At 61.6% G+C, this 24,012-nt stretch carries 21 protein-coding genes and 1 riboswitch; of the genes, 3 read left to right on the forward strand and 18 right to left on the reverse strand.

The window, feature by feature from the left end; genetic code table 11:
- Together AC3EA7_RS02230 and AC3EA7_RS02235 are read left to right on the forward strand one after the other, a co-directional pair.
- Nucleotides 1-259: transposase (locus AC3EA7_RS02230; protein ID WP_488612394.1), on the forward strand; the 259-nt coding region annotated here is incomplete at its 5' end.
- A 349-nt stretch (nucleotides 260-608) separates the two neighbouring features.
- On the forward strand, nucleotides 609-1,400 hold the full coding sequence (locus tag AC3EA7_RS02235) for a transposase (protein ID WP_488612395.1): 792 nt from the start codon (nucleotides 609-611) through the stop codon (nucleotides 1,398-1,400).
- 274 nt (nucleotides 1,401-1,674) lie between these two features.
- Here AC3EA7_RS02235 and AC3EA7_RS02240 read toward each other — a convergent pair whose 3' ends face one another.
- From AC3EA7_RS02240 to AC3EA7_RS02250, 3 genes are all read right to left on the reverse strand, one after another.
- The gene (locus AC3EA7_RS02240; protein ID WP_488612396.1) at nucleotides 1,675-2,580 is read right to left on the reverse strand and encodes a hypothetical protein; all 906 of its coding nucleotides are present in this window, start codon (nucleotides 2,578-2,580) and stop codon (nucleotides 1,675-1,677) included.
- A 291-nt stretch (nucleotides 2,581-2,871) separates the two neighbouring features.
- Nucleotides 2,872-3,150: a hypothetical protein gene (locus AC3EA7_RS02245; RefSeq protein ID WP_488612397.1), complete on the reverse strand. Its 279-nt coding sequence runs from the start codon at nucleotides 3,148-3,150 to the stop codon at nucleotides 2,872-2,874.
- Nucleotides 3,147-4,019 (reverse strand): alpha/beta fold hydrolase, encoded by an 873-nt coding sequence (locus AC3EA7_RS02250; RefSeq protein ID WP_488612398.1) that lies wholly within the window; start codon nucleotides 4,017-4,019, stop codon nucleotides 3,147-3,149. The genes AC3EA7_RS02245 and AC3EA7_RS02250 overlap by 4 nt, the downstream gene beginning before the upstream one ends.
- Before the next feature lie 373 nt (nucleotides 4,020-4,392).
- On the opposite strand from AC3EA7_RS02250, the gene AC3EA7_RS02255 reads away from it, so the two are divergent.
- Nucleotides 4,393-6,105, forward strand: a complete 1,713-nt coding sequence (locus AC3EA7_RS02255; RefSeq protein ID WP_488612399.1) for a DPP IV N-terminal domain-containing protein — start codon at nucleotides 4,393-4,395, stop codon at nucleotides 6,103-6,105.
- Between the two features lie 74 nt (nucleotides 6,106-6,179).
- On the opposite strand, the gene thiD is transcribed toward AC3EA7_RS02255, so the two are convergent.
- The 15 genes from thiD to AC3EA7_RS02330 form a co-directional block, all read right to left on the reverse strand.
- Entirely contained in the window at nucleotides 6,180-6,983 is an 804-nt protein-coding gene (gene thiD, locus AC3EA7_RS02260) for a bifunctional hydroxymethylpyrimidine kinase/phosphomethylpyrimidine kinase (protein WP_488612400.1), read from the reverse strand.
- 10 nt (nucleotides 6,984-6,993) lie between these two features.
- Nucleotides 6,994-7,653: an energy-coupling factor transporter transmembrane component T family protein gene (locus AC3EA7_RS02265; RefSeq protein ID WP_488612401.1), complete on the reverse strand. Its 660-nt coding sequence runs from the start codon at nucleotides 7,651-7,653 to the stop codon at nucleotides 6,994-6,996.
- The gene (locus AC3EA7_RS02270) at nucleotides 7,650-9,260 is read right to left on the reverse strand and encodes an ABC transporter ATP-binding protein (RefSeq protein WP_488612402.1); all 1,611 of its coding nucleotides are present in this window, start codon (nucleotides 9,258-9,260) and stop codon (nucleotides 7,650-7,652) included. Before AC3EA7_RS02270 ends, AC3EA7_RS02265 begins: the two co-directional genes overlap by 4 nt.
- Nucleotides 9,257-9,781 (reverse strand): energy coupling factor transporter S component ThiW, encoded by a 525-nt coding sequence (thiW, locus tag AC3EA7_RS02275; RefSeq protein ID WP_488612403.1) that lies wholly within the window; start codon nucleotides 9,779-9,781, stop codon nucleotides 9,257-9,259. The genes AC3EA7_RS02270 and thiW overlap by 4 nt, the downstream gene beginning before the upstream one ends.
- A 204-nt stretch (nucleotides 9,782-9,985) precedes the next feature.
- Nucleotides 9,986-10,798 carry a hydroxyethylthiazole kinase gene (thiM, locus tag AC3EA7_RS02280; protein WP_488612404.1) on the reverse strand — a complete coding sequence of 271 codons (813 nt, stop codon included), beginning with the start codon at nucleotides 10,796-10,798 and terminating at the stop codon, nucleotides 9,986-9,988.
- 706 nt (nucleotides 10,799-11,504) lie between these two features.
- Complete coding sequence (thiE, locus tag AC3EA7_RS02285) at nucleotides 11,505-12,215, reverse strand: thiamine phosphate synthase (RefSeq protein ID WP_488612405.1); 711 nt, start codon at nucleotides 12,213-12,215, stop codon at nucleotides 11,505-11,507.
- A 66-nt stretch (nucleotides 12,216-12,281) separates the two neighbouring features.
- A riboswitch (TPP riboswitch) is annotated at nucleotides 12,282-12,396 on the reverse strand.
- A 96-nt stretch (nucleotides 12,397-12,492) separates the two neighbouring features.
- Entirely contained in the window at nucleotides 12,493-13,101 is a 609-nt protein-coding gene (gene coaE / locus AC3EA7_RS02290) for a dephospho-CoA kinase (protein WP_488612406.1), read from the reverse strand.
- A 12-nt stretch (nucleotides 13,102-13,113) separates the two neighbouring features.
- Nucleotides 13,114-15,105 (reverse strand): amidohydrolase family protein, encoded by a 1,992-nt coding sequence (locus AC3EA7_RS02295; protein ID WP_488612407.1) that lies wholly within the window; start codon nucleotides 15,103-15,105, stop codon nucleotides 13,114-13,116.
- A 9-nt stretch (nucleotides 15,106-15,114) separates the two neighbouring features.
- Nucleotides 15,115-15,984 carry a NotI family restriction endonuclease gene (locus tag AC3EA7_RS02300; RefSeq protein WP_488612408.1) on the reverse strand — a complete coding sequence of 290 codons (870 nt, stop codon included), beginning with the start codon at nucleotides 15,982-15,984 and terminating at the stop codon, nucleotides 15,115-15,117.
- On the reverse strand, nucleotides 15,966-17,078 hold the full coding sequence (locus tag AC3EA7_RS02305; protein WP_488612409.1) for a DNA-methyltransferase: 1,113 nt from the start codon (nucleotides 17,076-17,078) through the stop codon (nucleotides 15,966-15,968). Before AC3EA7_RS02305 ends, AC3EA7_RS02300 begins: the two co-directional genes overlap by 19 nt.
- Nucleotides 17,079-17,085: 7 nt before the next feature.
- The gene (locus AC3EA7_RS02310) at nucleotides 17,086-17,667 is read right to left on the reverse strand and encodes a hypothetical protein (RefSeq protein ID WP_488612410.1); all 582 of its coding nucleotides are present in this window, start codon (nucleotides 17,665-17,667) and stop codon (nucleotides 17,086-17,088) included.
- 8 nt (nucleotides 17,668-17,675) lie between these two features.
- Nucleotides 17,676-18,017: a hypothetical protein gene (locus AC3EA7_RS02315; RefSeq protein WP_488612411.1), complete on the reverse strand. Its 342-nt coding sequence runs from the start codon at nucleotides 18,015-18,017 to the stop codon at nucleotides 17,676-17,678.
- A gap of 54 nt (nucleotides 18,018-18,071) precedes the next feature.
- The gene (locus AC3EA7_RS02320) at nucleotides 18,072-19,142 is read right to left on the reverse strand and encodes an L-threonylcarbamoyladenylate synthase (RefSeq protein ID WP_488612412.1); all 1,071 of its coding nucleotides are present in this window, start codon (nucleotides 19,140-19,142) and stop codon (nucleotides 18,072-18,074) included.
- Nucleotides 19,139-19,609 carry a flavin reductase family protein gene (locus tag AC3EA7_RS02325; protein ID WP_488612413.1) on the reverse strand — a complete coding sequence of 157 codons (471 nt, stop codon included), beginning with the start codon at nucleotides 19,607-19,609 and terminating at the stop codon, nucleotides 19,139-19,141. The genes AC3EA7_RS02320 and AC3EA7_RS02325 overlap by 4 nt, the downstream gene beginning before the upstream one ends.
- A gap of 551 nt (nucleotides 19,610-20,160) precedes the next feature.
- The gene (locus AC3EA7_RS02330; protein ID WP_488612414.1) at nucleotides 20,161-23,703 is read right to left on the reverse strand and encodes a UvrD-helicase domain-containing protein; all 3,543 of its coding nucleotides are present in this window, start codon (nucleotides 23,701-23,703) and stop codon (nucleotides 20,161-20,163) included.
- Between the last annotated feature and the right edge of the window lie 309 nt (nucleotides 23,704-24,012).

Here is a 24,012-nt window from a genome sequence, read left to right on the forward strand (position 1 = left end):
GCGCAACCACGCGCTGCGCGAGGTCTTGAACGGATTGCGCTGGATCGTCCGCGCTTCGGCAGGCTCAGCGCATCGCACGGGAGCGCCCTGGCGCATGATGCCCAACGCTCCGCCGCCGTGGTACACCGTCTATCAGCAAACACAGCGCTGGCTGAAGGCCGGGGTCGTTGCAACGCTCGTCCATGATCTGCGCGCGCCCCCCCTTTCCCCCCCTGCAGGGGGGGAAAGGGGGGGCGCGCGCCTGCGCCGCGCGCGGTGATCGTTGACGCGCGCACGATGCAATCGCCCCCCTACCCCCCCGCAGGGGGGGTAGGGGGGGGCGCAGCGCGCGCCGGCTATGACGGGCATCAACGTCCCCCCTTTCCCCCCCGCATGCGGGGGGGGGAAAGGTCCACGTGGCTGAAGCGGTTCATTACCTTTATGCTCGAAAGTACATAACAGGCTCTAGGGATTCGCACCGGGCGGACATCTGCGCTCGCATGTGTATATGCGGGTCAACGAGACGCAAAACATCACGCATTTCTTGCACGATGTGTGAAAGAAAACCGGTTGCCTGCGCCAAAGTCTGACGGTATATCCCTTCAGACAATTGTCGCGGAGGTGCAGGTATGCCGTATGACCCGGAGAAACATCACCGTCGCAGTATTCGCCTGAAGGGATACGATTATTCGCAGCCAGGGGCATATTTTGTTACCATCGTTACGCATAATCGCGTCTGTCTATTCGGCGAGGCGGTCAATGGCGATATGCGGTTAAGCCGGTATGGCGAAATCGTTCAACACGCCTGGTTCGATTTACCCCGCCATTATCCATATGTCCGATTAGGGGCATTTTGTGTCATGCCCAATCATATCCATGCCATTATCATTATTGTTGATGATAACCATGATGATGATGGTAACGATGATGTAGGGGCAGGTCTGAGACCTGCCCCTACGTGGGTATCACCCGCCGATTGTGGGGCGATCCCCATTGACGACGGCGCGGCGCCCGCAGATGATGGCGCAGCGCCCGCCGATTGTGGGGCGATCCCCATTGACGACGGCGCGGCGTGCGTCGATGACCGGGCGTCCCCCACGGATGTTGGGGCGCCCCCCGTCGATGGCCGCACGACGCCCGCGGACGACGGCGCGGCGCCCGCCGATTGTGGGGCGATCCCCATTGACGACGGCGCGGCGTCACCCCGTCATCCGTTACCCGAAATCGTGCGCGCCCTCAAATCATTTTCGGCGCGGCGCATCAATGACATCCGCCAGACCCCTGGCATTCCCGTCTGGCAACGGAATTATTACGACCGCATCATCCGCAATGCGATGGAATACAACTGTGTGCACCACTACATCGAGACCAATCCCGCTCGATGGATGAATGACCGTAACAACCCGCAAAAACGGCGGTGATATGCCCTGACGTACCGATCTGTGGCATCTCCTGAAGAGGTGAGACGTTTGTGCTCTCAGAACGTGTCTGAAACCTCGCCTCACACAGTGCAGTTGGGAAGACGAAGGCCGCACCTTCGCCCACCCGATTCACTGTTTCAGACACCCTCTCAGAAAAAGCAGGCGCAGTTGCAGATTGTTCATCCGCCATAGAGCACTGAGAGTACAGGTCGTGACCAGTAAGAGGGCGCCTCGAACCAGCACCCTCGCAGCGACAGGGGTCATCGTTCTTCATCTATGCATCGGCGTGCGCCATACGCCCATTTGCCACTGCCTCGTCGCCTGCGCGCACATCATCCGCCGGCGTCTGCCCGGCAGTTTCGGCGTACCCGCCAATGCTGAACTCCTGCGCCCACGCCTGCACGTCGGGCCAGTCGCGCAGCGCCAGCTCAACGACCGGATCGGGCCGCCACAGGCTTCGCAGGTATGGCAGATCGACCGTGTCGGGATGGAGACTGGCGATTGGCAGCACTGTGGTGGTTTCGCCTTTGCCCCACTGCTCCTCTTGCCCCGGACCGAGCGGCAATGCCAGTTCGTAGCAATGGATCACATCGGGATGCTTCGACCGATCCACCAGCATATCAGCAATTTCGCATACGCGCACATGATCGACCAGAGCAGCGAGGAGTTCATCGGTCATGCGGGAACGTACCGAGATCTGCACCAGGCGCGGGTAGAGCAGCCATTCATCGTGCACACCAGCGTCGGAACGATTTTGCTGCCGGATCTGCATATAGCCGCGAATCGCCATCTTTGATCGCTCGCCCTCGCCGCGCCCCCAGCGCAAACCAATCCCTGCTTCGATGGTGGCGGCAATGTTGCGCGGCGACAGACTGGCAGCCACGGTCGTCGCCACCGGACCGCTGGTGACGGGAAAGAACCGCAGACGTTCGCCGAGGTTCCAATGCCGGACGATCTGTGCGGCTGCGCCCTGCCGTGGGTGGCGGATCTCCATCTGAGACACACCTGCCTGATAGACGAATCGGTCGAACTCGTCGTCGCGCCCAACTTCGGCATACCAGCCGACATGCGAAACGAACCGCCCGCTGCCGGGGGTGAGCCGCGCTTCGTTCTTGCCGTTGGCCCACTGGATGGTCATTGCATCGGTGAACTGGCGGATTTTGTTGCGACCAATCGCCATGGCTGCCTCGCTGACCTTGAATATCCGTACATTTGTTCTATTTTATGCGATAGTTTCCTATATGTCAAGACCTGTGAGCAACTTCGTCGGGGAGCAGAGTGGCTAGAGACGTTGAGCGATCGGAGGATACACGTGGCTGCGTGCTGCTGCCGCGTCGCCATAAGGCAAGCGCTGCTGCACTTTGGAGGTGCGCTTTTGCCGACCGGCGCATTGACTCTGGCAATACTTATACTCAAGCGGTTGATGAGATTCAGCGTCGAAAGCCGATGATGGTCCCTTTCTGATGCGAACTCAGGGCAGCACCTTGATCGTGGTCAGAACCATCGACGTTTCGCCCTGGACTGGGAGGCGTGTGTGCGTTTGGGGGTCGTAAAGACTGACCAGCAGGTAGAAGTAGAGAGAAGGATACATAAACCGACGAGGATTCCAGTCCCTCTCCTGCACCATCCGTACTGCCGTTTCGACAAGGGCAGGCTCATCGGGATGCTCGACATACGGCAACCCCCAATCCAGCGCCCACAAGCGGGGTACGAGTGCGAGAAGAAAGAGCGCAACAAGCATGCGTTTCATGGCGCTCGCTGCGAATGCTGTGAAGCCAGGAACTCCTGTACCAGATGTATGAACTCTGCAGGGCGTTCGTCCTGCACCGAGAGGCGGGCGTTCTCCACAACCGCGAGACGTGCGCGCGGGTTGCGCGCCAGGAATGCATCGGCGCTGCGCAGCGGCGTCAGATCGGCATAGCGCCCCCATACCAGCAGGATTGGCTGACGCAGTTGCGCAAACGCTTCGCGCACATCGCAGTTCAACAACCCCGTCAGAAAGCAGATCGGCGCCCACTTCGCCCCTGCCTGATATGCAGCGCGGTAGAACCCTTCGATCAGATGATCATCCACGACCGCAGGATCATAGTACGACTGCGTGCGCAGAAAAAAGGCGATGCTGGGTCGACTTGCCAGCGCCCGAAAGATCAGGTCGCCCAAAGGACCGGCGAGCACGTCGTAACTCCAACCCGGCTGTTGCGGTTGTGCCAGGTTGCGAATGCCGGTCGGACAGATCAGCGTCAGCGGACCAAAGAGATCAGGATCGCGGGCAGCCGCACGAATGGTGTACGCCGCACCAAGCGAACTGGCGATCACCACTGCGCCTTTCCCAACGACTTTGCGGGCGAAGTCGCCGATCAGGTCGATATAGTCGTCGGCGCTGTATGCGCGCTTTGGATGGTCGGAACCGCCGAAACCTAGAAAATCGAGCGCGAAGACCTGATGATCGCTCCGCAACGTGGCAAATGGACGCCGCATCTCGAACGAAGAAGCGGCAGCGTTGATACTATGGATCAGCAGAATGGGTGAACCACTGCCCGCCGTGTAGTATGCAACTCGATAATTGCGCCAGTGGTAGAACTGTCGCGGCGCATCGACAGGATATCCGTTGTTGCTCATTGATTTCTCATTTCTATGAGGCTGTTGAAGCCGCTCGTATACAGTATACTCTGGGAAGTATCGACTATCGCCAGGTCCAGCCCGCGCAGGCGGGCTTCGCTTCCCGTAGCCCGCGGCTTATGGAGATTAACTAATTAAAATCGGCACACCCAGGCTGGCGGTTGAAACCGCGCCTTGGGGCGCGTGCGCGCCGGGCGTCAGCCTGCGCCGACGCGGTCCCGTTCGCGCAGGCGGGTGGCCGGCCGGAGGACCACAGGCGCGAAAGTATTCGCCAGCTCGCATACCAGGATTTAATTCTTCATGTTCATCAGCCCGCAGCGCCCCGGCGGTATTGTACGAATGACCGCGCATGAGTATACGGTGTGCCATGCCCATGCAGTTTCTTTCACTTCTGCTGATGATTGCAATCGGTATGCCGCTGGCGCCAGCGGCATCATCTGAGCCGCAGCGCCCGGCGCTCCCCGGTCAGGGACGCATTCTCTTCGCCGCGTCGCGTGGTGACAATGGCGCCTTCGACATTTTCAGCGCCGATCTCGCTGGCGAACGGGTGGTGAATCTCACCGCTGACCCGCATCCCGACCGCAGCCCTTCCTGGTCGCCTGACGCAGAGCGGATTGTGTTCGCCAGCCGCCGCAACAGTAATTGGGACCTCTACACGATGCGCGCCGACGGCAGCGATCTCCGGCGGCTGACCGATCATCCCGCCTACGACGGCGAACCGTCCTGGTCGCCCGATGGTCGCCGGATCGCGTTCACCAGCGCGCGCGACGGCAACCTCGAGATTTACACACTCGACCTCATCGGCGGCGACGTCCGGCGTATCACCAGTCATCCGGCTGCCGACTCACAGCCGGCGTGGTCGCCCGATGGACGACGCATTGCGTTTACCTCCTGGCGCGACGGCAATCAGGAGATTTATATCGCTGAGACGGAAAGCGGTGCGGTAATTAATCTGACGAACCACCCCGCGCCGGATCACAGTCCGGCATGGTCGCCAGATGGACGGTGGATCGCGTTCATTTCGGATCGTGACGGCGGCGGCAATCTGCACATGTATCACGTGATCACCGGCGAAGAACTGCGCGCCGGACCCGATAATCTGGGGTTGCGCGATCCGGCGTGGACGCCTGGCGGCGGACTGATAGCGGTTGCGCCATGGGCGTTGGGAGGGCGACGCTTCTTTTCGCGGCAGGGAGTGGCATTGTTCAGTCCTGGCGTGCAGGGTGGCACGTTCGTGGTCGCCAGTCCACACGGGTATGCCGAGCCAGCCTGGAGCAATCGCGCCGTGACGCCGCTTGTGCCGGACGAACGCTGGCAGGATGGTCGCTTGTTCGGCGCAACCACGCCGCCGGTCGATATGGCGTCGCTTCCGCGCGGCATGATCGCGCTCGGCGATGTGCGCGCCGGCGGCATTCCAATGCTGGCTGCGGCAGTTAAGCCTTCATTCGACGCGCTGCGGCGCGACGTGATCGACGCCAGCGGGTATGATTTCCTGGGGCAGTTGAGCGAAGCGTCGCGTGCGGTTGATTTTCAGAATGGCACATCATCGTTTACCAGCTGGCACAAAGCCGGACGGGCATTTGATACCCGTTGGGATTACCAGGTCAACGGGCGGCAGATCCTCTATATTTCCCCTGAATGGCGCGTCGGACGGCTCTTCTGGCGCCTTTACTTGCGTGCGGCGCAACAGGATGGCAGCATGGGCGAGCCGCTGGCGGCGCCGGTGTTCGATGTGCAGAACCGGCGACTACTGCCGCCGCCGGTCGGATATTTCGTCGATTTCACGGCGCTCGCCGCCGCGCGCGGCTGGAGCCGGATAGCGGCGCAGGAGCGCGAAACCTTCGACTGGCGCACCCAGCCGCTGGCGCTCGAATACTGGCACTTCGAGCGCCGCGACGGGTTGAGCTGGTACCAGGCGATGCGCCTGGTGCACGAAGACCAGACGCTGGAGCGCATCTTCACCCGCGAGCGGTTGCTGGCAGCCGGGACGCGCCCGCAATTCTTCCCGTTTCTGGGATTACCGTGGGCGCAATTGTCGCCTCCTGTCGCCGGACCGATCACCTTGCCGCCAGGTCATCGACAGTAGACGCTTGCTTAAGCGCCATAAGCGCCCTCGCCCCAGGGTGTGTCTGCACCAGCCCGGCGGTGGCGCGCCTGTGTTCACTTCCGCTCCACCGGCAATCCGTACACCAGGTGATTGACCGGTCCATACCCTTTGCCAATGGCTGGCGCAGAGACAATCGCATCGTGAAGGTAGGCATGCGCCTGGCGCACCGCTTGTTCGACCGGCAATCCGCGCGCAATCAGGGCTGCAATGGCTGCGGCATAGGTGCAGCCGGTGCCATGGGTGTGGTTGGTCTCCAGACGCTGTGCACGGAGTTCGATCAACTGCTCGCCATTGTACAGCAGATCAACGACGGCGCTCCCCGGCAGGTGCCCCCCCTTGAGCAGCACATACCGTGGACCCAGCGCGTGCAGATCGCGTGCAGCCTCTGCCATGTCGTGTTCATCGGTCACCTGGCGGTTCAGCAATACCGACGCTTCCGGCAGGTTCGGCGTGATGACCAGCGCCAGCGGCAACAGGCGCTCGCGCAGGGTCGTGATCGCATCTTCTTCGAGCAGGCGCGCGCCGCTCTTGGCGACCATCACCGGATCGATCACCAGGCGCTCGACGCGGTACCGATCAAGAGTATCGGCGACCGCCTCGATAATGGCGGCATTGCCGAGCATGCCGGTTTTGACGGCATCAGCGCCAATATCGTCGAGCACGGCTTCAATCTGTGCAACGACCATTGCCGGTTCGAGCATGACAACGGCGCGCACCTCGATGGTGTTTTGTGCGGTAATCGCGGTAATCGCACTGGCGCCGTAGACGCCGTGCGCCATGAAGGTTTTCAGATCCGCCTGAATGCCAGCCCCGCCGCCAGAGTCGGAGCCGGCAATCGTCAATGCTCGTGGGACCATTGGATGCTCCTTACCATACAAGAAGGATTGTCAACAGCAGTGCGGCACCAACCAGCGCTCCATCCCGCCAGCCGAACCGGTATGCGCGCAGGGAGGTGCGCTGTGGACTGCCGAAGCCGCGTGTTTCCAGACCCTCTGCCAGGTCATCGGCAAACCGCATCACACTCAATAGCAACGGCGTCAGCACGAGTGGACCATTGCGCAGAATATGGCGTCCATCGAAGCGTATGCCGCGACTCGCCTGCGCCTCGTACACCTCGCGCGCCAGCGCCCCCATCATCGGCGTGAAGCGGAGCGCCCCTTCGAGCAGAAATGCGACCTGCGACGGGACGCCGCTCTCCAAAAGCGCATCTCCCAACTCTTCCGGGGGTGTCATACCAAAAAACGCAACTCCCGCACAAACGAGCGCCGTCAGACGCAGCGCCGCGCCGAGCGCCGCTTCGTACCCGCTGCTCCACCCGGCAACCAGCGCAAAGAGCGCCAGCGTCGGCATTAACACGCGCATCACATGCAGCCAGCGCCGCCAGAGTCCTACCATGCTCAGCAACAGCGCCAGCGCGCTGCTGATGACGGCAAGCCGCACGAGATCGAGCGTCAGGATGATCGCTGCCGAGCCGATCAGGTATGTCAGCGCTTTCGCGCGTGGATCAAACGTACCTGTCGCGTTCACCTTAAAGCCGCCTGTTGCTCGTTGTGCTGCCGGATCGCCGCTTCCGCCGGCAGACGAAGATTCGCCCGCGCCATAACCTCCGGCTGGATGCAGATCGTCGTCGGCGCACCGCTGGCAACAATCCTGCCATTGCCCAACACTGCCCAACGGGTGCAGAGCGCATATGCCCATTCGGTGTCGTGGGTGGCGGTGATGACTGCCACGCCATCACGCGCAACATCGGTCAACAACGCTCTCAGCATCTGCCGGCTGACCGCATCTTGTCCCGCTGTCGGCTCATCGAGCAGCAGCACAGATGGATGCGATGCCAGCGCCGCGCCGATTGCCACGCGTCGTTGCTCACCGGCGCTCAACCGGTGCGGCGAACGGTGGAGCAACGATTCCAGACGACACCGATCAATCACGTGGCTGATCCAGGCGCGATCATGCCGCTGGAGTGCGCGCGGTCCCGCTTCCAGTTCGTCCTGGACTGTCGGTGCGAAGAGCATATGCCCCGGATGCTGCACAACCAACCCGACGCTGCGCGCAATCTCCCAGAGCGGACGTCGCCCAATTGCCTGACCCTGCATGCGAACCGTTCCGTGTTGTGGACGAAGCAACCCGTTGCCCAGTTTGAGCAGCGTCGTTTTGCCAGCGCCATTGGCGCCCAGGATGCCAATAATCTCACCCGCACCCGCCGCCAGACACGCCCGACTCAGCACCGTTCGGTCGCCGTGTGCAAACGATACGTCTTCCCATGCGATAACCGGCAGAGTTGCGGGAATATCGCCTGGCGACGCAGGAACCACACTACCGTTTGGCAACGCCAACTCAAGCGCCTCATTCAGTGTCAGCGGCGTGGCGTCAATCCCGGCAGCACGCGCCAGGCGCACCCATGGCGGCGCTTCCAGCCCCCATTTCGACACATCGCACGCCAGAACTGTCCGTGGCGCGCCATCCGCCACGACCCGACCGTCCTGGAACACAATCAGGCGTGTTGCCAGGTCCGCCACGTCAGCCAGGCGATGCTCGGCAACGATGATGGCGACACCGCGTTGATGGAGCATGCGGAGCGTCTCACGCAGCCGGATAGCGCCAGCCGCGTCGAGAAACGCAAATGGCTCATCGAGCGCCAGCACCCCCGGTCGCAACGCCAGCACCCCGGCAATCGCCACTCGCTGCACCTCGCCTCCCGAAAGCGTGATCAGCGGTCGGTCGAGGAGCGGTTCGATTTCCAGTAGTGCAGCAACCTCACGGACACGCGCCGCAATCGTTGGGCGGTCAAGCCCCTGACAGGCAGGACCGAGCGCCAGATCACGGGCGACCGTTGTTGCCAGGCTCTGCGCTTCAGGGTTCTGCAACGCCAGCCCCACATAGCGACTCAGAACGTATGGCGGTGTCTGGCGCGTATCACGACCTTCGATCAGCACGCGACCGGTCAGCGCGCCGCCGTGGAGGTGCGGGATCAGACCATTGAGCAAGCGGCAGAAGGTGGACTTGCCCGAACCGCTGGCGCCTGCCACAACCACAAACTCTCCCGGCTCGATGGTCAGCGACACCTGGCACAGTCCTGATGCGCCGTCCCGGTACCGATAGGTCACTTCATCAAAGACGACCAGCGGGTTCATTGATTCGTGTCCGGGCGCTCCAGGTAACCGGTGCGCCGCAACGCCAGCAAGCCGAGCGCACCCAGCACTGCACCGACCAGCGATGAAAGGGCAAATGGGATGATTAAAGCCGTCGCACCCATGGGGCGGTTCATCACATACGGTGCAACAACCAGCGCGCCGACCAGTGCGCCAATGAGGCCGGTGCCGATCACTTCACCGGTGACCGTCAGCGGAATGCTGCGAGTGGCGCGATAGATCAACCCGGCGAGCAGCACGCCAAAGATGCTGCCGGGGAATGCCAGTGGCGTGCCCAGACCAAGCGCATTGCGAATGATCGAGGTGACCAGCGCCACCCCCAGTCCCCACCAGGGACCAATGAGCGCCCCGGCGAGCACATTGATCATATGCTGCACCGGAAATACTTTCGCAATTCCGACCGGAATGCTGATCGGCGATAACGCCACCGCCAGCGCCGTCAACACAATGGCATACGCCAGTCGTCGCGTCTGACTGCGCACGAGGGAGGTTGCTGCTGCCATGGGTTCTTCCTTGTTGTAGGCGGTGGGGGGTTAGGGATTTGATCGCTTGCCTTAACCTTCCCACCTGCTTTTTGAACGATAGAGGGACAGAGGGTGCTGAGAGCCGCTTTGCCACCTGCCACCATCCCTCCTTCAAGATGGCATCTTCTCACCTTACGCCCTGCGCCGCTTGCCTCTGACCGGGCCTTACCTCACCATCCACTCTCAACTATCCAGCTCCACGACCTTTGCCCCTGCCGCCACCTGTTCCGGCGTCAGGTTATAGATCTGGTCGAACAGCGCCATTTTGAAGCTGGCGGGACCGTGCGCTTTCTCGGCAGCGAGTTCCGCCGCCAGCCCGAACATTGCCAACCCGCCTGCAGCCGCCAACAGATAATCACGTTCAACTGCTGCAAATGCAGCAACCATTGTTGTCGCCATGCAGCCGGTGCCGGTCAGGGTTGTCAGCCAGATGTGACCATTGCTCACGGTGAAGACCCGCGCGCCGTCAGTGATGATGTCGCGCGCGCCGGTGAGCGCCACAACTGTGTGATACGTCTGCGCCAGAGTGCGTGCAGCCGCCACGGGATCGTCTGGCGCTGCGATGCTCTCCACGCCGCGCACCTCGCCGCCAATGCCGCTCAATGCACCGATCTCGCCGCCATTGCCGCGCACGATGCCGATGTTGAGCGAACGCAGCAGTTTGAGATCGGTTGCCGTGCGCAACTGTGTCGCACCGGCGCCCACCGGATCGAGCACAATCGGGATGCCGAGTTCGTTCGCCCGTCGCCCGGCAACCAGCATCGACTCGACCCAATCGGGCGAGAGGGTGCCGACATTGAGCACCAGCGCACCCGCATACGTTACCATTTCGGCGACTTCTTCCACATCGTGAGCCATAACCGGCAAACCGCCCACGTGCAATGTCACATTCGCGGTATCATTCATGACGACCAGATTAGTAATATGGTGGATCAAGGGTTTCGTTGCGCGAATGCGAGAAAGCGCCTCGCCAATTCGCTGGTTGATAGGGTTCATGGTGCGTCTCCTTGTTGTACCAGGTCTCAGACCTGCGCCACCGGTCGTTTCCGCTGTAAGGTGAAGACACGTGTAGACCCAAAGACCACCCTCCGAGAGGGCGCCCATCGGGGCGCTCTCGTACCGGGAGTGCAGACGTCCCGCCTGCCGACCAAGACCCCCTCTCTAAGAGGGCATCCCCTTGTGGACACCTCTCGCGCATGGCTTTTTCAGATGCGAAGTGCATTCTCGGCGTCCCGATGCTCATTTCCCCTCATCCCCCCTTCTCCCACACACAGTGCGCTGAGCCTGCCGAAGCGCGGCACCGAAGCGGGGAGAATGGGGCGCTTGGGCATCCCAATCTCCTAACGCGCGCGACGCAATCGAAGGGCTGGTCAAAAATGCTCCACTTGTAAGCCTGCGGACGCCCTCTCGAACATCGTCAGGATCGCCCGCGACGCGAATCACCAGGGATGTACCTTCGCTTCTGCTGTTCACCCCTTCGTGTCCCTTCGTGCACTTCGTGGATGACCCCCGCCAGTCGTCTGGTGCGGGTTGCACCAGGCGCCCGCAGCAGAGCGACCCTGCGTGTCCCTTCGTGCACTTCGTGGATGACCCCCGCCAGTCGTCTGGCGCGGGTTGCACCAGGCGCCCGCAGCTGTTCACCCCTTCGTGGCCCTTCGTGCGCTTCGTGGATGACTCCAGGACGATGCTCTGGAGTGAACGGCTACCCGCTACGCATCCGTTCATCAAGCGCCGACGCCACAGCATCGCGCAGCGCGCGTGTCGCCGCCTCGGGGTCCGGCGCGCCGATCACAGCCGAGATCACTGCAACACCAACCGCACCCGCCCGCACAACCGACGACGCATTGGCGATCGTGACGCCACCGATGCCCAGCACCGGCAGATCGACCGCGTGTGCAATCGCTGTCAGTGGCGCCAGGCCAATCGGCGGACCGGCATCCGGTTTGCTCGGCGTGCCAAACAGGTCGCCGACACTGACATACGTCGCGCCATCGCGCACCGCCTGCTGCGCCTGTTCCACAGTTGCGACCGACACTCCCAGAATGCGCTCTGGGCCAATGATCCGTCGCACCATATCCGCCGGAATATCGTCCTGCCCGATGTGAACGCCGTCGGCATCCAGCGCCAGCGCCACGTCAACGCGATCATTGACGATCAGCGGCACGCCAGCCGCGCGAGTAAGCGGCAGCAACGCCTCCCCCAACGCGCACATGTCGCGTGCCGGAACATCTTTGTCGCGCAGTTGAACGACATGCGCGCCGCCGCGCAACGCCGCGCGCACAATGTCAACCAGCGAACGTTCACCTGCCGCGCGCCGGTCGGTAATGACGTAGACAATGCCTCCTTCGGACGGAAACGGGATCGGATCGGTCAGAACCGATGGAGATGGATCAACAGGTGTGGACAGTGCCATAAGTTTCTTCTCCTGGAGCGCCAGAATCAAAACTGCCGCCGACCCAACCAACGTGGATCAGCGGCAGACTCCGTCTGGACACTTCCCTACGCCGGCATAACCCAGGTCAGGTTCAAAGGGTCTGCGACATCGGTCGGGTCGCACTCTCAGCCAGGCTCGCCCGGCTCCCCCAGTGGCGCTGCAAAGCAGCGCGTGATTATTCATTTGTCAATGGGTAGTTAAGGATCATGATACACGACTTTTAGAAAGATCGCAAGATGTTAAGAGCCGGCATCGGCTAGACGGGAATGCGCGCCCACGCCGCATCAATCTGCGCGCGAGTGGCATCGAGCGCCCCGCTGTTATCAATCACAACGTCCGCCTGCGCCACCCGGCTTTCCTGCGGCGGTTGCGCAACAATGCGCATGCGGGCCTCGGCTTCGCTCATGCCGCGCGTTTCCATCAGGCGGCGCAGTTGCTGATCCGGGGTGCAGGTCACCACCCACACCGCGTCGCACACCTGCTTCCAGCCGGCTTCCAGCAGTTTGACCGCGTCGATGACTGCGACGCGCGCATATGTTGCAGCGTCATCGAGCCATGCCAGAATGCGCGCATGCACCGCAGGATGGACGATCTGCTCCAGGCGTCGCAACGCCTGCGGGTCTGAGAAAACAATCGCTCCCAATCGCTGCCGGTCGATCGGTCCGCCTGGTTCGCACAGGATCGTCTCACCAAATGTCTCAACAATCTGCCGGTAGACCGGTTCTCCCGGTTGCTGCACCTGGCGGGTCACCTGATCGGCGTCGATCACCGCCGCGCCGCGCTCGCTAAGCATTGCCAGTACGGTGCTTTTACCGCAGGCGATATTGCCGGTCAGCCCAATCAGATAGACCCCTTTGTACGGCATGCTTTCCAACCCTCAGTGCTCGACTCCCGCCAGTTCGAGTTCAACATACTCCTGCTTGATCAGCGCATCCTCAGGAACGCCGAAGCGCCACAGCAGTTCGCTCATGAGTTCGACCTTGTGCTCAGCATCCTTCCGGCTCCACGTGCGACTCTTGATCTCCAGGTACGGTCCAGGGCGCGCATGCCCGACCAGCGTATCGAGGTTGACCGCGAAATCGGCGTCGCGGTACTGGATGCGCCAGCGGCGGCGGCGCTTTTCGATCTCCACGATCCGATCCGGCTGGAAGTATTCACGGTAGAAGCGCAGCGTGCGATCGGCGCGCGCCGTGTAGCGCGCCCGCCCGAAGAGCACCGCCATCTGATACTCGCCGCGCTGCGCGGGCGCCATCAGGGTAATCGTGTATTTTGGTTCGGCGCGCGCGCCCGGATCGGTCCGGTGATCTTCCCGAATGCGAATGCGCCCGCGCTCTTCATCGTCCCACAGGAAGTAGGTGTCGTACTGCGTGCGCTCACTCGCTTTCGTTATCGTGATGTCGGACTCGTGCAGCAACTGCACAACCCGTTCGGCGGTCTGCGGATCGATGAGCGCCTTCGCCTGCACCTCGAAGATCTCGGATTGCTGCACACCGCCGATTGCCAGGATTTTGTCGAGCAGGTTATCTTCGCGAGCCGCCAGAAAGACGTCGACCCGATCGGCAATTGCCTGCGCGCGCTGCAACACTTCTTCCTCGTCGATGGTCAGCAACTGCTGGTTCCGCAGCAGGAAGCGTCCGTCCACCAGCACATCACGCACATCCGCCGAGCGCGCACCATAGACCAGGTGCGAGTAGATTGCATCGGGAGCGTAGTGGTACCGCGGCGCGGAGTGCAACCGTCCCAGCACGACGACCGTGATGTCGGCGCGCTTCCCCGCTTCGAGCGAGCCGATCAGGTGGTCGAGGTGGATGGCGCGCGCCCCTGATGATGTCGCCAGCGCCAGCGCATCACGCGCCGGAACCGCCGTCGGGTCGCCGCTCACCCCTTTCGGCAGCAACGCCGCCAGGTGAACCTCGGTGAACATATCCTGATCATCGTTCGAGGCCGGTCCGTCGGTGCCCAGACCGACGCGCAGGCTGGCTTCGATAAAGCGGCGGATGGGAGCAATGCCGCTGGCAAGTTTCAGGTTCGAGGAAGGACACGGAACCACACCGACGTGATGTTCACGCAGCAGTCGAATATCGTCCTCCGTGGCGTGGACGCAGTGCGCAGCAATACACTTGCCATCAAACGCACCGACGCGCCTGGCGTAGCGAATCGGCGTCACCTCGCGCTCCTGGCGACTCTCCTCAACCTCGCGTTCGGTCTCGGAGAGGTGAGTGACCAACGGCACACCGTAGCGCCGGCAGAGCGCCGCCGCCTCGCGGTAGATCGTGTCGGTGCAGGTATACGGCGCGTGGGGCGCAATGGTCGGAATAATGCGTTCGTGCCCATGCCACTGCTCGATGAATGCGCGCGCGCGCTCCAGCCCTTCATCGAACGATGCGGCATCGGGGGTGGGCAGGCGCATCACCGTCTGCCCGCAGATCGCGCGCATCCCGGCCTGATCGGCGGCGCGCGCAACTTCCTCCTCGAAATAGTACATATCCACGAACGTCGTCGTCCCGCCCCGGATCATCTCGGCGCACGAGAGTTGCGCGCCGGTGAACACGAACTCCGGATCGACGAAGCGGCTCTCGACCGGAAACATATACCCGAACAGCCAGACATCAAGTTGCTGGTCGGCAACCAACCCGCGCAGCAGGCTCATCGGCACGTGGGCGTGGGCATTGATCAGACCGGGGATGATCGCGCATCCCTGGCAATCGACCGTCTCGCCGGCGGTGAATCGCGCAGTCAGATCGTCGGACGGACCGACCGCAACGATCGCGGTGCCCCGCACTGCCACCGCCCCATCGAGGAATACGTGCCCTGCGGCGTCCATGGTGACCACGGCGCCGTGGATGAGCAGAAGATCGACAGTTTCCATGAAAACTCCTTACTCGCGTGTGAAGCGCAACGCCGATTGGAGTCGCGCCTCGAGCGCCTGTGTTATGCTCTGAAGTTCCACCCGTGGATCGGCTTGTAGTCCCAAACATCGCGCGACGCCTGCTGTGTTTGTGCTCCATGTTGAACTCGGGGTGATACCAAATGATTGCCTGTCCGGGTCTCTACTCATGTGATACACGTGAAACCGCAGCGAGTCACTAATAACAGGCGGATTATGAAGGTGGTCGAAGGTAAACTGCTGCTTCATGTAATTGAATAACCTGTCTTGAAGGACCAAAACTATCTTCTTGCCGATATACTCGAAGGTCTGCACCTTGTGATGCATCTGGACAAGAACAGTCTTTGCGGTCATTTTCCAATTAATACCATACGAGGCTTTTTCTCCTCTGCCTCTTTCGTCTTGCTCGACACCCAAATCTCTTAGCAGTCTCTGCCGTTCTGGCCATACAGTGCCCGTTGTATCGAGCGCTTGAGTCTCTATTCCCACGAAATCTACGACCTTACCATTTCTGCTTGAGACCAGGAAGAAATCCACATTTCCACCAGGAACATTGACTTCCGATATAACGTATAATTCAACTCCTGATTCTGGCGGATCCATAAGATCAAGACAATCAAGAAACACTGTATTACCTGCCGTAAAGCGCGTAGGACAAATGATAACAGGATCTTGTTGATCTCCATAAATAACCGTACAGGACCCGATTGAGATCGAAGGGGCGCTTTTGCGGACCTTATAACACTTCTTTCCAAGAAATGGACACTTTTGCTCTGACACGATATTCTGCCAATCGATACCCTTCTGACCGGCAGAATATCCAAAAAGCTCCGCTACCCGACTCATAACAATGTTTGACACCGTTGCAATGCTATTTCGAGATAGCTCTGCGAAATATCAATACCTATCGATCTCCGCCCTAGATCACGCGCCGCCAGGAGTGTGGTTCCTGTTCCGCAAAACGGGTCAAGAACCACGCCATATTCTGGACAGGTGGACAGGATAGGGATTCGACAGAGATCGACAGGATACGGTGCAAAATGCACATCTCGCCGTTGCGTATCCTCAGGGAGAATGTCCCACACATCCCCGGGCTTGCTGCCGTGAGGATGGTAGCGTAAAAAATAGAATCCTTTCTCCTTCAGCTCACGCGCTCGTCCCGACACACGCTCGCGATCGGAATGGGTAGCCCTCTGCTGTCCGCGAATGATCATCCGGAAATCGGATATTTTACCGGCAGCGACATCTTCCAGCATTTTGTTCAATTCCCTGAGCGCTTCCTGCTTCTCTTCGTCAGAAAGAGCGGTTGAAAGTTCGATCTGACGGCGATAACGCACCCCAGAAACTCCTGTCGCCGATATGACCGAGCCGTTCACAACTCGGGATTGCCGTGGTTTTGAGCGAATTGCGTCGACGTTGTAGTAGTATTTCGGTTGTTTCACAAAATGAAACAGATATTCATGAACATTTCCTAATCGGTTCTTTGCGGTATCCATACCACTTTTGACCTTATTCCAGATCACACTATTGCGCAAGATCCATCCCTGATGATCGGTCAGTGCGAGCGCCACACGCCAGGGAATGCCGAGCAGGTGCATATGATGATAGGTATCGCCAAGGTTGAGCCAGAATGATCCTTCAGGTTTCAGCACCCGCTTGATGAGAGAACATATCTGTGTGAGATGACGGATGTACTCACGATGGTCATCCTCCATCCCAATACCGCCATCGTCGTATTCACGCTTCCCCCAGTACGGAGGAGAGGTCATCACCATATCGATACTCGCTTCTGGCAATTGCTCCAAAACGGTCTGCGCGTCGCCGAGCAGCAGGAGCGGTTGCAGCCGTGTGTCGCACAGATAGGCGTCAACCCTGGCGCGGTGATGAGTCTCGACAATCGTTGATCGCCACTGATCGGGTGTGACGAATGCTTGCGGCTTTGTGGCTGCGTCCATACGGCTTTTACCCTCCCTCCGCCGATGTCGGCGCATTCGCCGGGGATGCCGCCGGCTGCGGCGGACGGCGCGCATACAGCAGCATCTGAACCTGATCAACCGGCGTCAGCGACGCCTGACCGGGAAGAAAGACGCCATCGCAGCGACGACAGTAGGAGAGTTGCTGCCAGCGTTCACTGGCGCGATGCCAGGCGGTGAACGCCCGGCGGAAATAGCGACTTGCCCGCGCCTGCCGCCAGACAAACATCGCGTGCACGCCGACAAAAACGAACAGAAAGGTAATGATCCCGGTGAACACCGAGGTGTCGCGCACGCCGAACAGCAGACCGGTGCGCGGTGCGGTTGCAGTCAGTTCGGTCAGTCCTGTCGCAAAAATAGCGGCGCTGATGCTAACCATCGTGACAAAGAACGATGTGGCGCAGCCGATAACGGCAACCGGCTGCGGCGATCGCGGTGCGGCAAGTTTCTGCGCCAGCGGCGACTCCGGTTCATCCTGAACAAGGTCGCTGACTCGACGCACCTGATCGGTCTGCCCACACTGAGGGCAGACCGGCGGCGGAGTGGTATTGGCAGTCATAGGTTCGGACACGGTTCCTCTCAGTCGCGCGGCGGCGAGGATAGCGATGACCGCCGTTGTTCATACTCGTCGCGCGTGATAAATGCGCCGCCTTCGATCGTGCGGTTGATCTCACGGCGACGCACATCATACTCAATCTCGGCGCGCATTAACCGGAAACAGCGCGAGTCCATGATCTCCTTGATCAACCGGTAGCCGGTGAGATCATCGCCATCACCATACTCCGGCATCAGGTCGTTACGCGGATCGACGCGCACGTGCACAACCGCATGACAGCGCCCACACTCGACATACACATGGATCGCGCCATCATGCTCACGATTGTTGTCGTTGCCGCTAAACAGTCGTCGCAGGAAATGCATCTCGGGTACTATGCCTGGTCACTTCTTTCCGGCAAGTATACCACGGGCGCGCTATCACGGTTCGGCGATGATGACCCGCCCTTCAGCGGCGCGTATCAGCCGATCGCGAATGGCCAGACTCAACCCTTCCTGACCAGGATCGCGCACCAGGATCAGATCAACGCCAGTGCGTTCGATCTCGCGCAATGCAGCGAACAGACGTTGTGCCACCTGTTCTGGATCGGCCGCAGAACCAAGCATGACCAACTGCACAGGCAGGCCCGCCAGTGCCACTGTGTCCTCATCGAATGCCAGCACACCGACCCGTCTGCCAGCGCCAGCAGCGGACAACACATCAGCGCGAATACGCGCTAATGCCGCTTCACGCTTGCCTGCCACCACAATCAATGGAGCATTGGGGGCATAGTGCCGCAACAGCATCCCCGGCGCCGGCGCCGCTTCGTCTTCGGCAGTCAGATAGCGTGGCGCAAAAGTCAAACCGGGCAACAGCTCGAGCAGCGCCCCAACCGTCACACCGCCAGGGCGCAACAACACCGGCGGATCGACGGTCAGATCGACAACGCTCGACTCGACGCCGACCGGCGTGGGACCGCCGTCGAGTACCAGATCGATGCGCCCCGCCAGATCATCGAGCACATGCGCCGCCATCGTCGGGCTGGGACGGCTGAAACGATTGGCGCTGGGCGCAGCAATCGGCGCATCAGCCGCAGCGATCAACGCCAGCGCCACCGGGTGTGCCGGCATCCGCACCGCCACCGTCGCACGCCCGGCAGAGAGATTGGCGGGCACAATTGGTCGTCGCAGCACCACTAGCGTAAGCGGCCCGGGCCAGAAACGCCGCGCCAGCGCATACGCAACCTGCGGCACATCACGTGCCAGCGTATCGAGGTGCTGCACATCGGCGATGTGCGCAATGATCGGGTCGGTTGCCGGACGCCCCTTGGCGTGGAAGATTCGCGCCACCGCATGCTCGTCGAGCGCATTGGCGCCCAGACCATAGACCGTTTCGGTGGGAAACGCCACTAGTCCGCCCGCCCGGATCACCGCAGCGGCTTCCGCGATGATCTGCGGGTCGGGAGCGGACGGATCGACGGTCAAAACGCGGGTTGGAATGTGATTGGTCACTTCAACTCGTGATATCCGCGACGATAGTAGATAAGCGGCGAACCTTCGCGGATCTCTGCATTCTGCACTTCACCGACAAAGATCGAGTGGTCCCCGCCCGGAAACGTATCGGTCAACCGGCACTCGAACGCCGCCAGTGTATCGTCGAGGATCGGCAACCCCAGCTGGCCGAAATGCCAGGCGATGCCCATGAACTTATCGATTTCCGGCGTCGCAAAGCGGCGCGACAGATACTCCTGGTGTTTTTCGAGAATATTGACCGCGTAGCGCCCGGCGGCAGCAATCGCGTCGTGCGCCCGAACCTTCTTGTCGATACAGATCAACACCAGCGGCGGGCGCAGCGAGAGCGAACAGAAGGAACTGACCGTCAATCCAAACAGTTGCCCTTCGTGTTCCGTCGTCACCACCGTCACCCCGCTGGCGAAATGACCCATCAACTGGCGAAAACGAGATTCATCGACTGGCATGGAGACTCCATTGTTTCAGTAGAACTCACCGTATTATACGGCGCTGCGCTTCCTCTGGTTGGCGCCCCTGAGGGGCAGTCTGCGGTTGCCAGCGATTGATGAAGATTAAGCCTTCATTTGGGTATACCGACGGTGGTGCGCCCCCTTCGACCCTTCGACAGGCTCAGGGCTCAGGGGGTGCGCCGCCCGTCCGCCCTTCGACAGGCTCAGGGCACGGGCGGCGGCGTATGCCGAACTCAATAATCGGGTATCGCCGGGTCTAGCCCACGCAGGCGGGCTTCGCTTCCCGTAGCCCGCAGCTTGTGGTTTTTGAGCAAATAATCGGGTATCGCCACGTCCAGCCCGCGCAGGCGGGCTTCGCTTCCCGTAGCCCGCGACTTCAGTCACCGGGCTACAAGGCGGAGAGCGGAATATATATTCAAACTCCATCAGCCACCAGGCGCCAGTTTTCCGTTCCGGGGGCTGCCCTCGAACTCCCGTTTTGGGCGACCGGCGGCATCGTTGACCCCAACCGTGAACAGTTCCATGACGATACACTGGCGCTCTGCCCGCTACACCGGGCAGATCAGGTTGAACGGGCATGAATCGCACTGCGGACCGAACGACGGTTCCCAACGTCGCGCGCGCATGGCTTCCAGCAGACGGTCGATCTTTTCGGTATGGTTCGCCAGCACGCGCTCACTCGGCATGGCGGGTCGCATGTCGCCGGTTCCGGTGTAGGCGATGACGATCTCGTCAGGGGGATGAGCCGTCTCCTGACGCGCCAGAGCGTACAGCATCACCCGTTCCGCCAGGTGATCGTCACTGCGCGGCATACCCGGACGCACCCACACCCAGCGCGTTATCCCGTTCTGCGTCTCCTCACGATCAATCCGCACCTCGATAGTCCCGGCAGGTCGCCGCACGATCACCCGCCGGTCCACCTGTTCCGGCGTGATCCGCCCGTTGCGCAGGTCGTCCCATACGGTCTGCACATGCCGCAGCGTCTCGGCAGCGTAGTCATCGGCATACAAGACGGTGTCGAGTTCGTAGCGTTGCAACTGGCCAAACACCAGGGTGCGCAGTGCGGCTTCATCAGCCGGAAGAACGCCATCACGCGCCTGTTCGGTCAGAGTCTTGACGCATTCGCGGATTGCCTGGTGCATGCGCAAGAAGGGCGAGAGGTCGTCATACAACTGGTAGACGTACTGGTAGAGAAAGCGCCGTTTGCAGCCATCAAGATCAATGCTCGACGCCGGCAGCAGCATACGCGGCAGCGGCGTGTCGTACAGGCGCATGTCAAGCGTCGGGGGCGGGCAGTTCGCTGCACCCTCCAGCACGCGAACGCGCCATGGAACGCCATTCCCTTGACCATCTCCGGGCAGCAGCGACGAGCGCTCTACCGGTCTTGCGCCGTCGCTTCGCATCAGCGCCCGGCTGAGCACCAACCGGTTGCGCGCGCGGGTCATCGCCACGTAGAGCAGGTAACGTTCCTCCTGCTCTTCGCTCTCGATTGGACCGCGGATGAGACTGTCGGGCAACTGGATGCCTCGCCGGTTGCCACGCGCCGGGAAGCGTCCTTCCTGCAACCCCGGCACATACACGATAGGAAACTCCAGCCCTTTTGCGGCGTGAACCGTCATAATCCGCACAGCGTCCACCTGCGCATCACTCGATGATCGCGGGCGCACACCGGCAGCGCGCAGTGCGCGCACGTAGTCAATGAAATGAGGCATATCACCTTCGTCCGCTGCTGCCAGGCGCACGAAGGTGCGCGCAATCGCAAGGAGTTGACCGAGTGCGGCGAGTTCACGCTGCGCCTTGACGTCCTTCCGCGCGGCGCGGATCAAGCGCTCGCGCATCGCCTGGCTGTGCCGGAACAGGTACGCTGTCAACACCTGCCAGGCATCGCCTTCGCCCTCCAGCGCTTCGACCATCGCCTGGAGCTGTGCGAGCGTCCGCTGCCCCGCTTCACTGAGGCGCGCAACAATCTGCGGGTCGCGCGCAGCCCGTGTCAGCGCCTGTTGGGTGTGCCGCGCCAGATCGACCAGCCGGTTGAGATCGGCGGAGTCGAGGCAATGTTCGGGCATGGTCAGCGCACGCAACAACCCGGCGCTGTTTGCTGCGCCAACCTGAGCGCAGACCGCCAGGGCATCCTTGACTTCGGGCGCATCGAACACGTCGTTGATGTAATCGACTGGCACGCCGTGCGCTTCGAGCACGGCAGCAAGCGCACCTGCCTGCTCGTGGGTGCGGCAGAGGATAGCATGATCGTAGAAGCGCCACCGGCGGATCGACAGCGGAGAACGCCGCGCCATCCGCCGCATCCTTCCAGAGCGCGCCATCCCGCGCCGCGCCGCGCAGCCCGGCGCCAACCGGCGGTTGCGCAGTCGCACCCGGCGCAGAATGTCGTGCGCAATGGCGGCATACTCATCCGGGCTGCGCGGCGCGGCCCACTCGACGACCGTGCGGGCGCCGCCGCCGTTGCGCTGCGCCACGAGCGGGGGACGTTCAGCGGCGCGCGGATCGCTCGCCATCACCGCAGCGCTGGCGTCGAGGATCGGTTGCAACGAGCGATAGTTGCGCGTCAGGTAGCGGATGTGCGCATCTGGATAGTGCTGCGTGAATTCGTCGAGGTTGGCGGCGGACGCGCCGCGAAAGCGGTAGATGCTCTGCCATGCATCGCCGACCGCCCACACCTGCCCGCGCCCGCCGTCGAGCAACCGGATAAGCTCGCCCGAAGCGTAGTTGATGTCCTGAAACTCATCGACCAGCAGATAACGATAGCGGCGACGGAGATCGGCGGCGATTGCCGGATGGTCGCGCAGCGCCTTTACCGGCAGCACAATCAGGTCGCCATAGTCTAGCGCGCCCGCTTCGCGGAGCATGGCTTCGTAACGTGGATAGACCTGCGCCAGTTCACGCAGAGTGGCGGCCCGGCGCACAGCGCGTTCGCGCACTTCGGTCGCTTTACGGGTCGTGCCGGGGTGATCCCGTTCCGCATCTTCGATCAGGCGTCGCGCTTCTATTTCCGCCAGACGCGCAAACTCCTCCGGCGACCAGAGCTCATCCTTGATGCGACTGATCGCCTGAATAATCGTCAGCAAATGCCGGGTTGGTTCGCGCAGGTCTTTGAAATGCTCCAGGCGCAGATCGTTCAGGCGTTTCGACAGCAAAATGAAGAGATCGGCAGTGTCGAGCAGACGCGCATCGACCGGCAGCCCCAGGCGCGCGCCGTAGACCCGCAGCATATTCAAGCCCCATGAGTGAAAGGTGCTGATTTCGATGCATCCGGCGAGGTGCGGCGCTTCCTGGCGGAGCGCCGCAATAATCCGCTCGCGCATCTCTTCCGCTGCCCGGTTCGAGAACGTCAACGCCAGCGTGGACGCCGGATCGACCCCCTGACTCACGAGTGACACATATTTCGCCACAATACTGCGCGTCTTGCCAGTGCCGGGTCCTGCGGCGAGCAGCAGCGGCAGCGGCGCATCGACCGCCGCCCGCTGCTCCGGGTCGGGCGTGAATGTGGAACCTGACCCGGCAACCGGCGCTGCCAGCAAAACCGGCGGTTCGAGGCAGCAGACATTCACCAGTTGCGCGCGCAGCGCATCGGAAGAGACGGCAAAATGCGCTGCCAGCGTCTCGATGCTCCACTCCGGTTGCTGCACCGCCTGCCAGAGTTCCTCCGCCGGCACGAGCAGTTCGAGTGCAAACAGGTTCGCCTCCTGTTCACGGCGCTCGCGCGTGTTGTAGGTGCGCACCGCCGACTCATCGACACCCTCGCCGGCTGCGCGCTCATCGAGGGTATCGGCAGTATCACGGAAGGAATCGGCGGTCAGTCCTTCGAGCGCCACGTGACCAATTTCGTGCGCCACCACGAAGCGCAGGCGGGTCGGCGGAAGATCGCGCCGCACCCGAATGACCTGAAGTTCCGGCTCGACCTTGCCCTGAATGCCTTCGGCGAGCGTTGTTGTCGGAACGACCGTCAACTCCCAGAGCGTCTCCGCCAGATCGTCGAGCGGGAGCGGATGGTCAGGCGCGCCACCGATGCGCTCCAAGTACGATCGACGAACATCACGCGCCAATGCGCGGATATGCCTTGAACGCACACTCATGGTCGCCGTCGCTCCTCATACCAATGCGCGGTCAATCGTACAATACTGCCGGGGCGCACAGCGGGACGCCGGGGCGCTGCGGGCGAAAGCCCGTGCTAAGGACATGAAAGTTTGCTTTGCTGCGCCATTCCGCCCTTCAGATAACCAGCGCTGCGGGCGAAAGCCCGCGCTGAGGACGCGGTTCGACATGCTCACCGCATGCGGTTCGACGGTGCTCACCGCAAGTGGAAGCCCCGCCGGGGCTGCTGATACCACTGCGCAGTCATGCGTCCACGACACGGACTGCCGGTGTGCGTTGACTGGTGCGCC

The organism is Roseiflexus sp. (assembly GCF_057785375.1).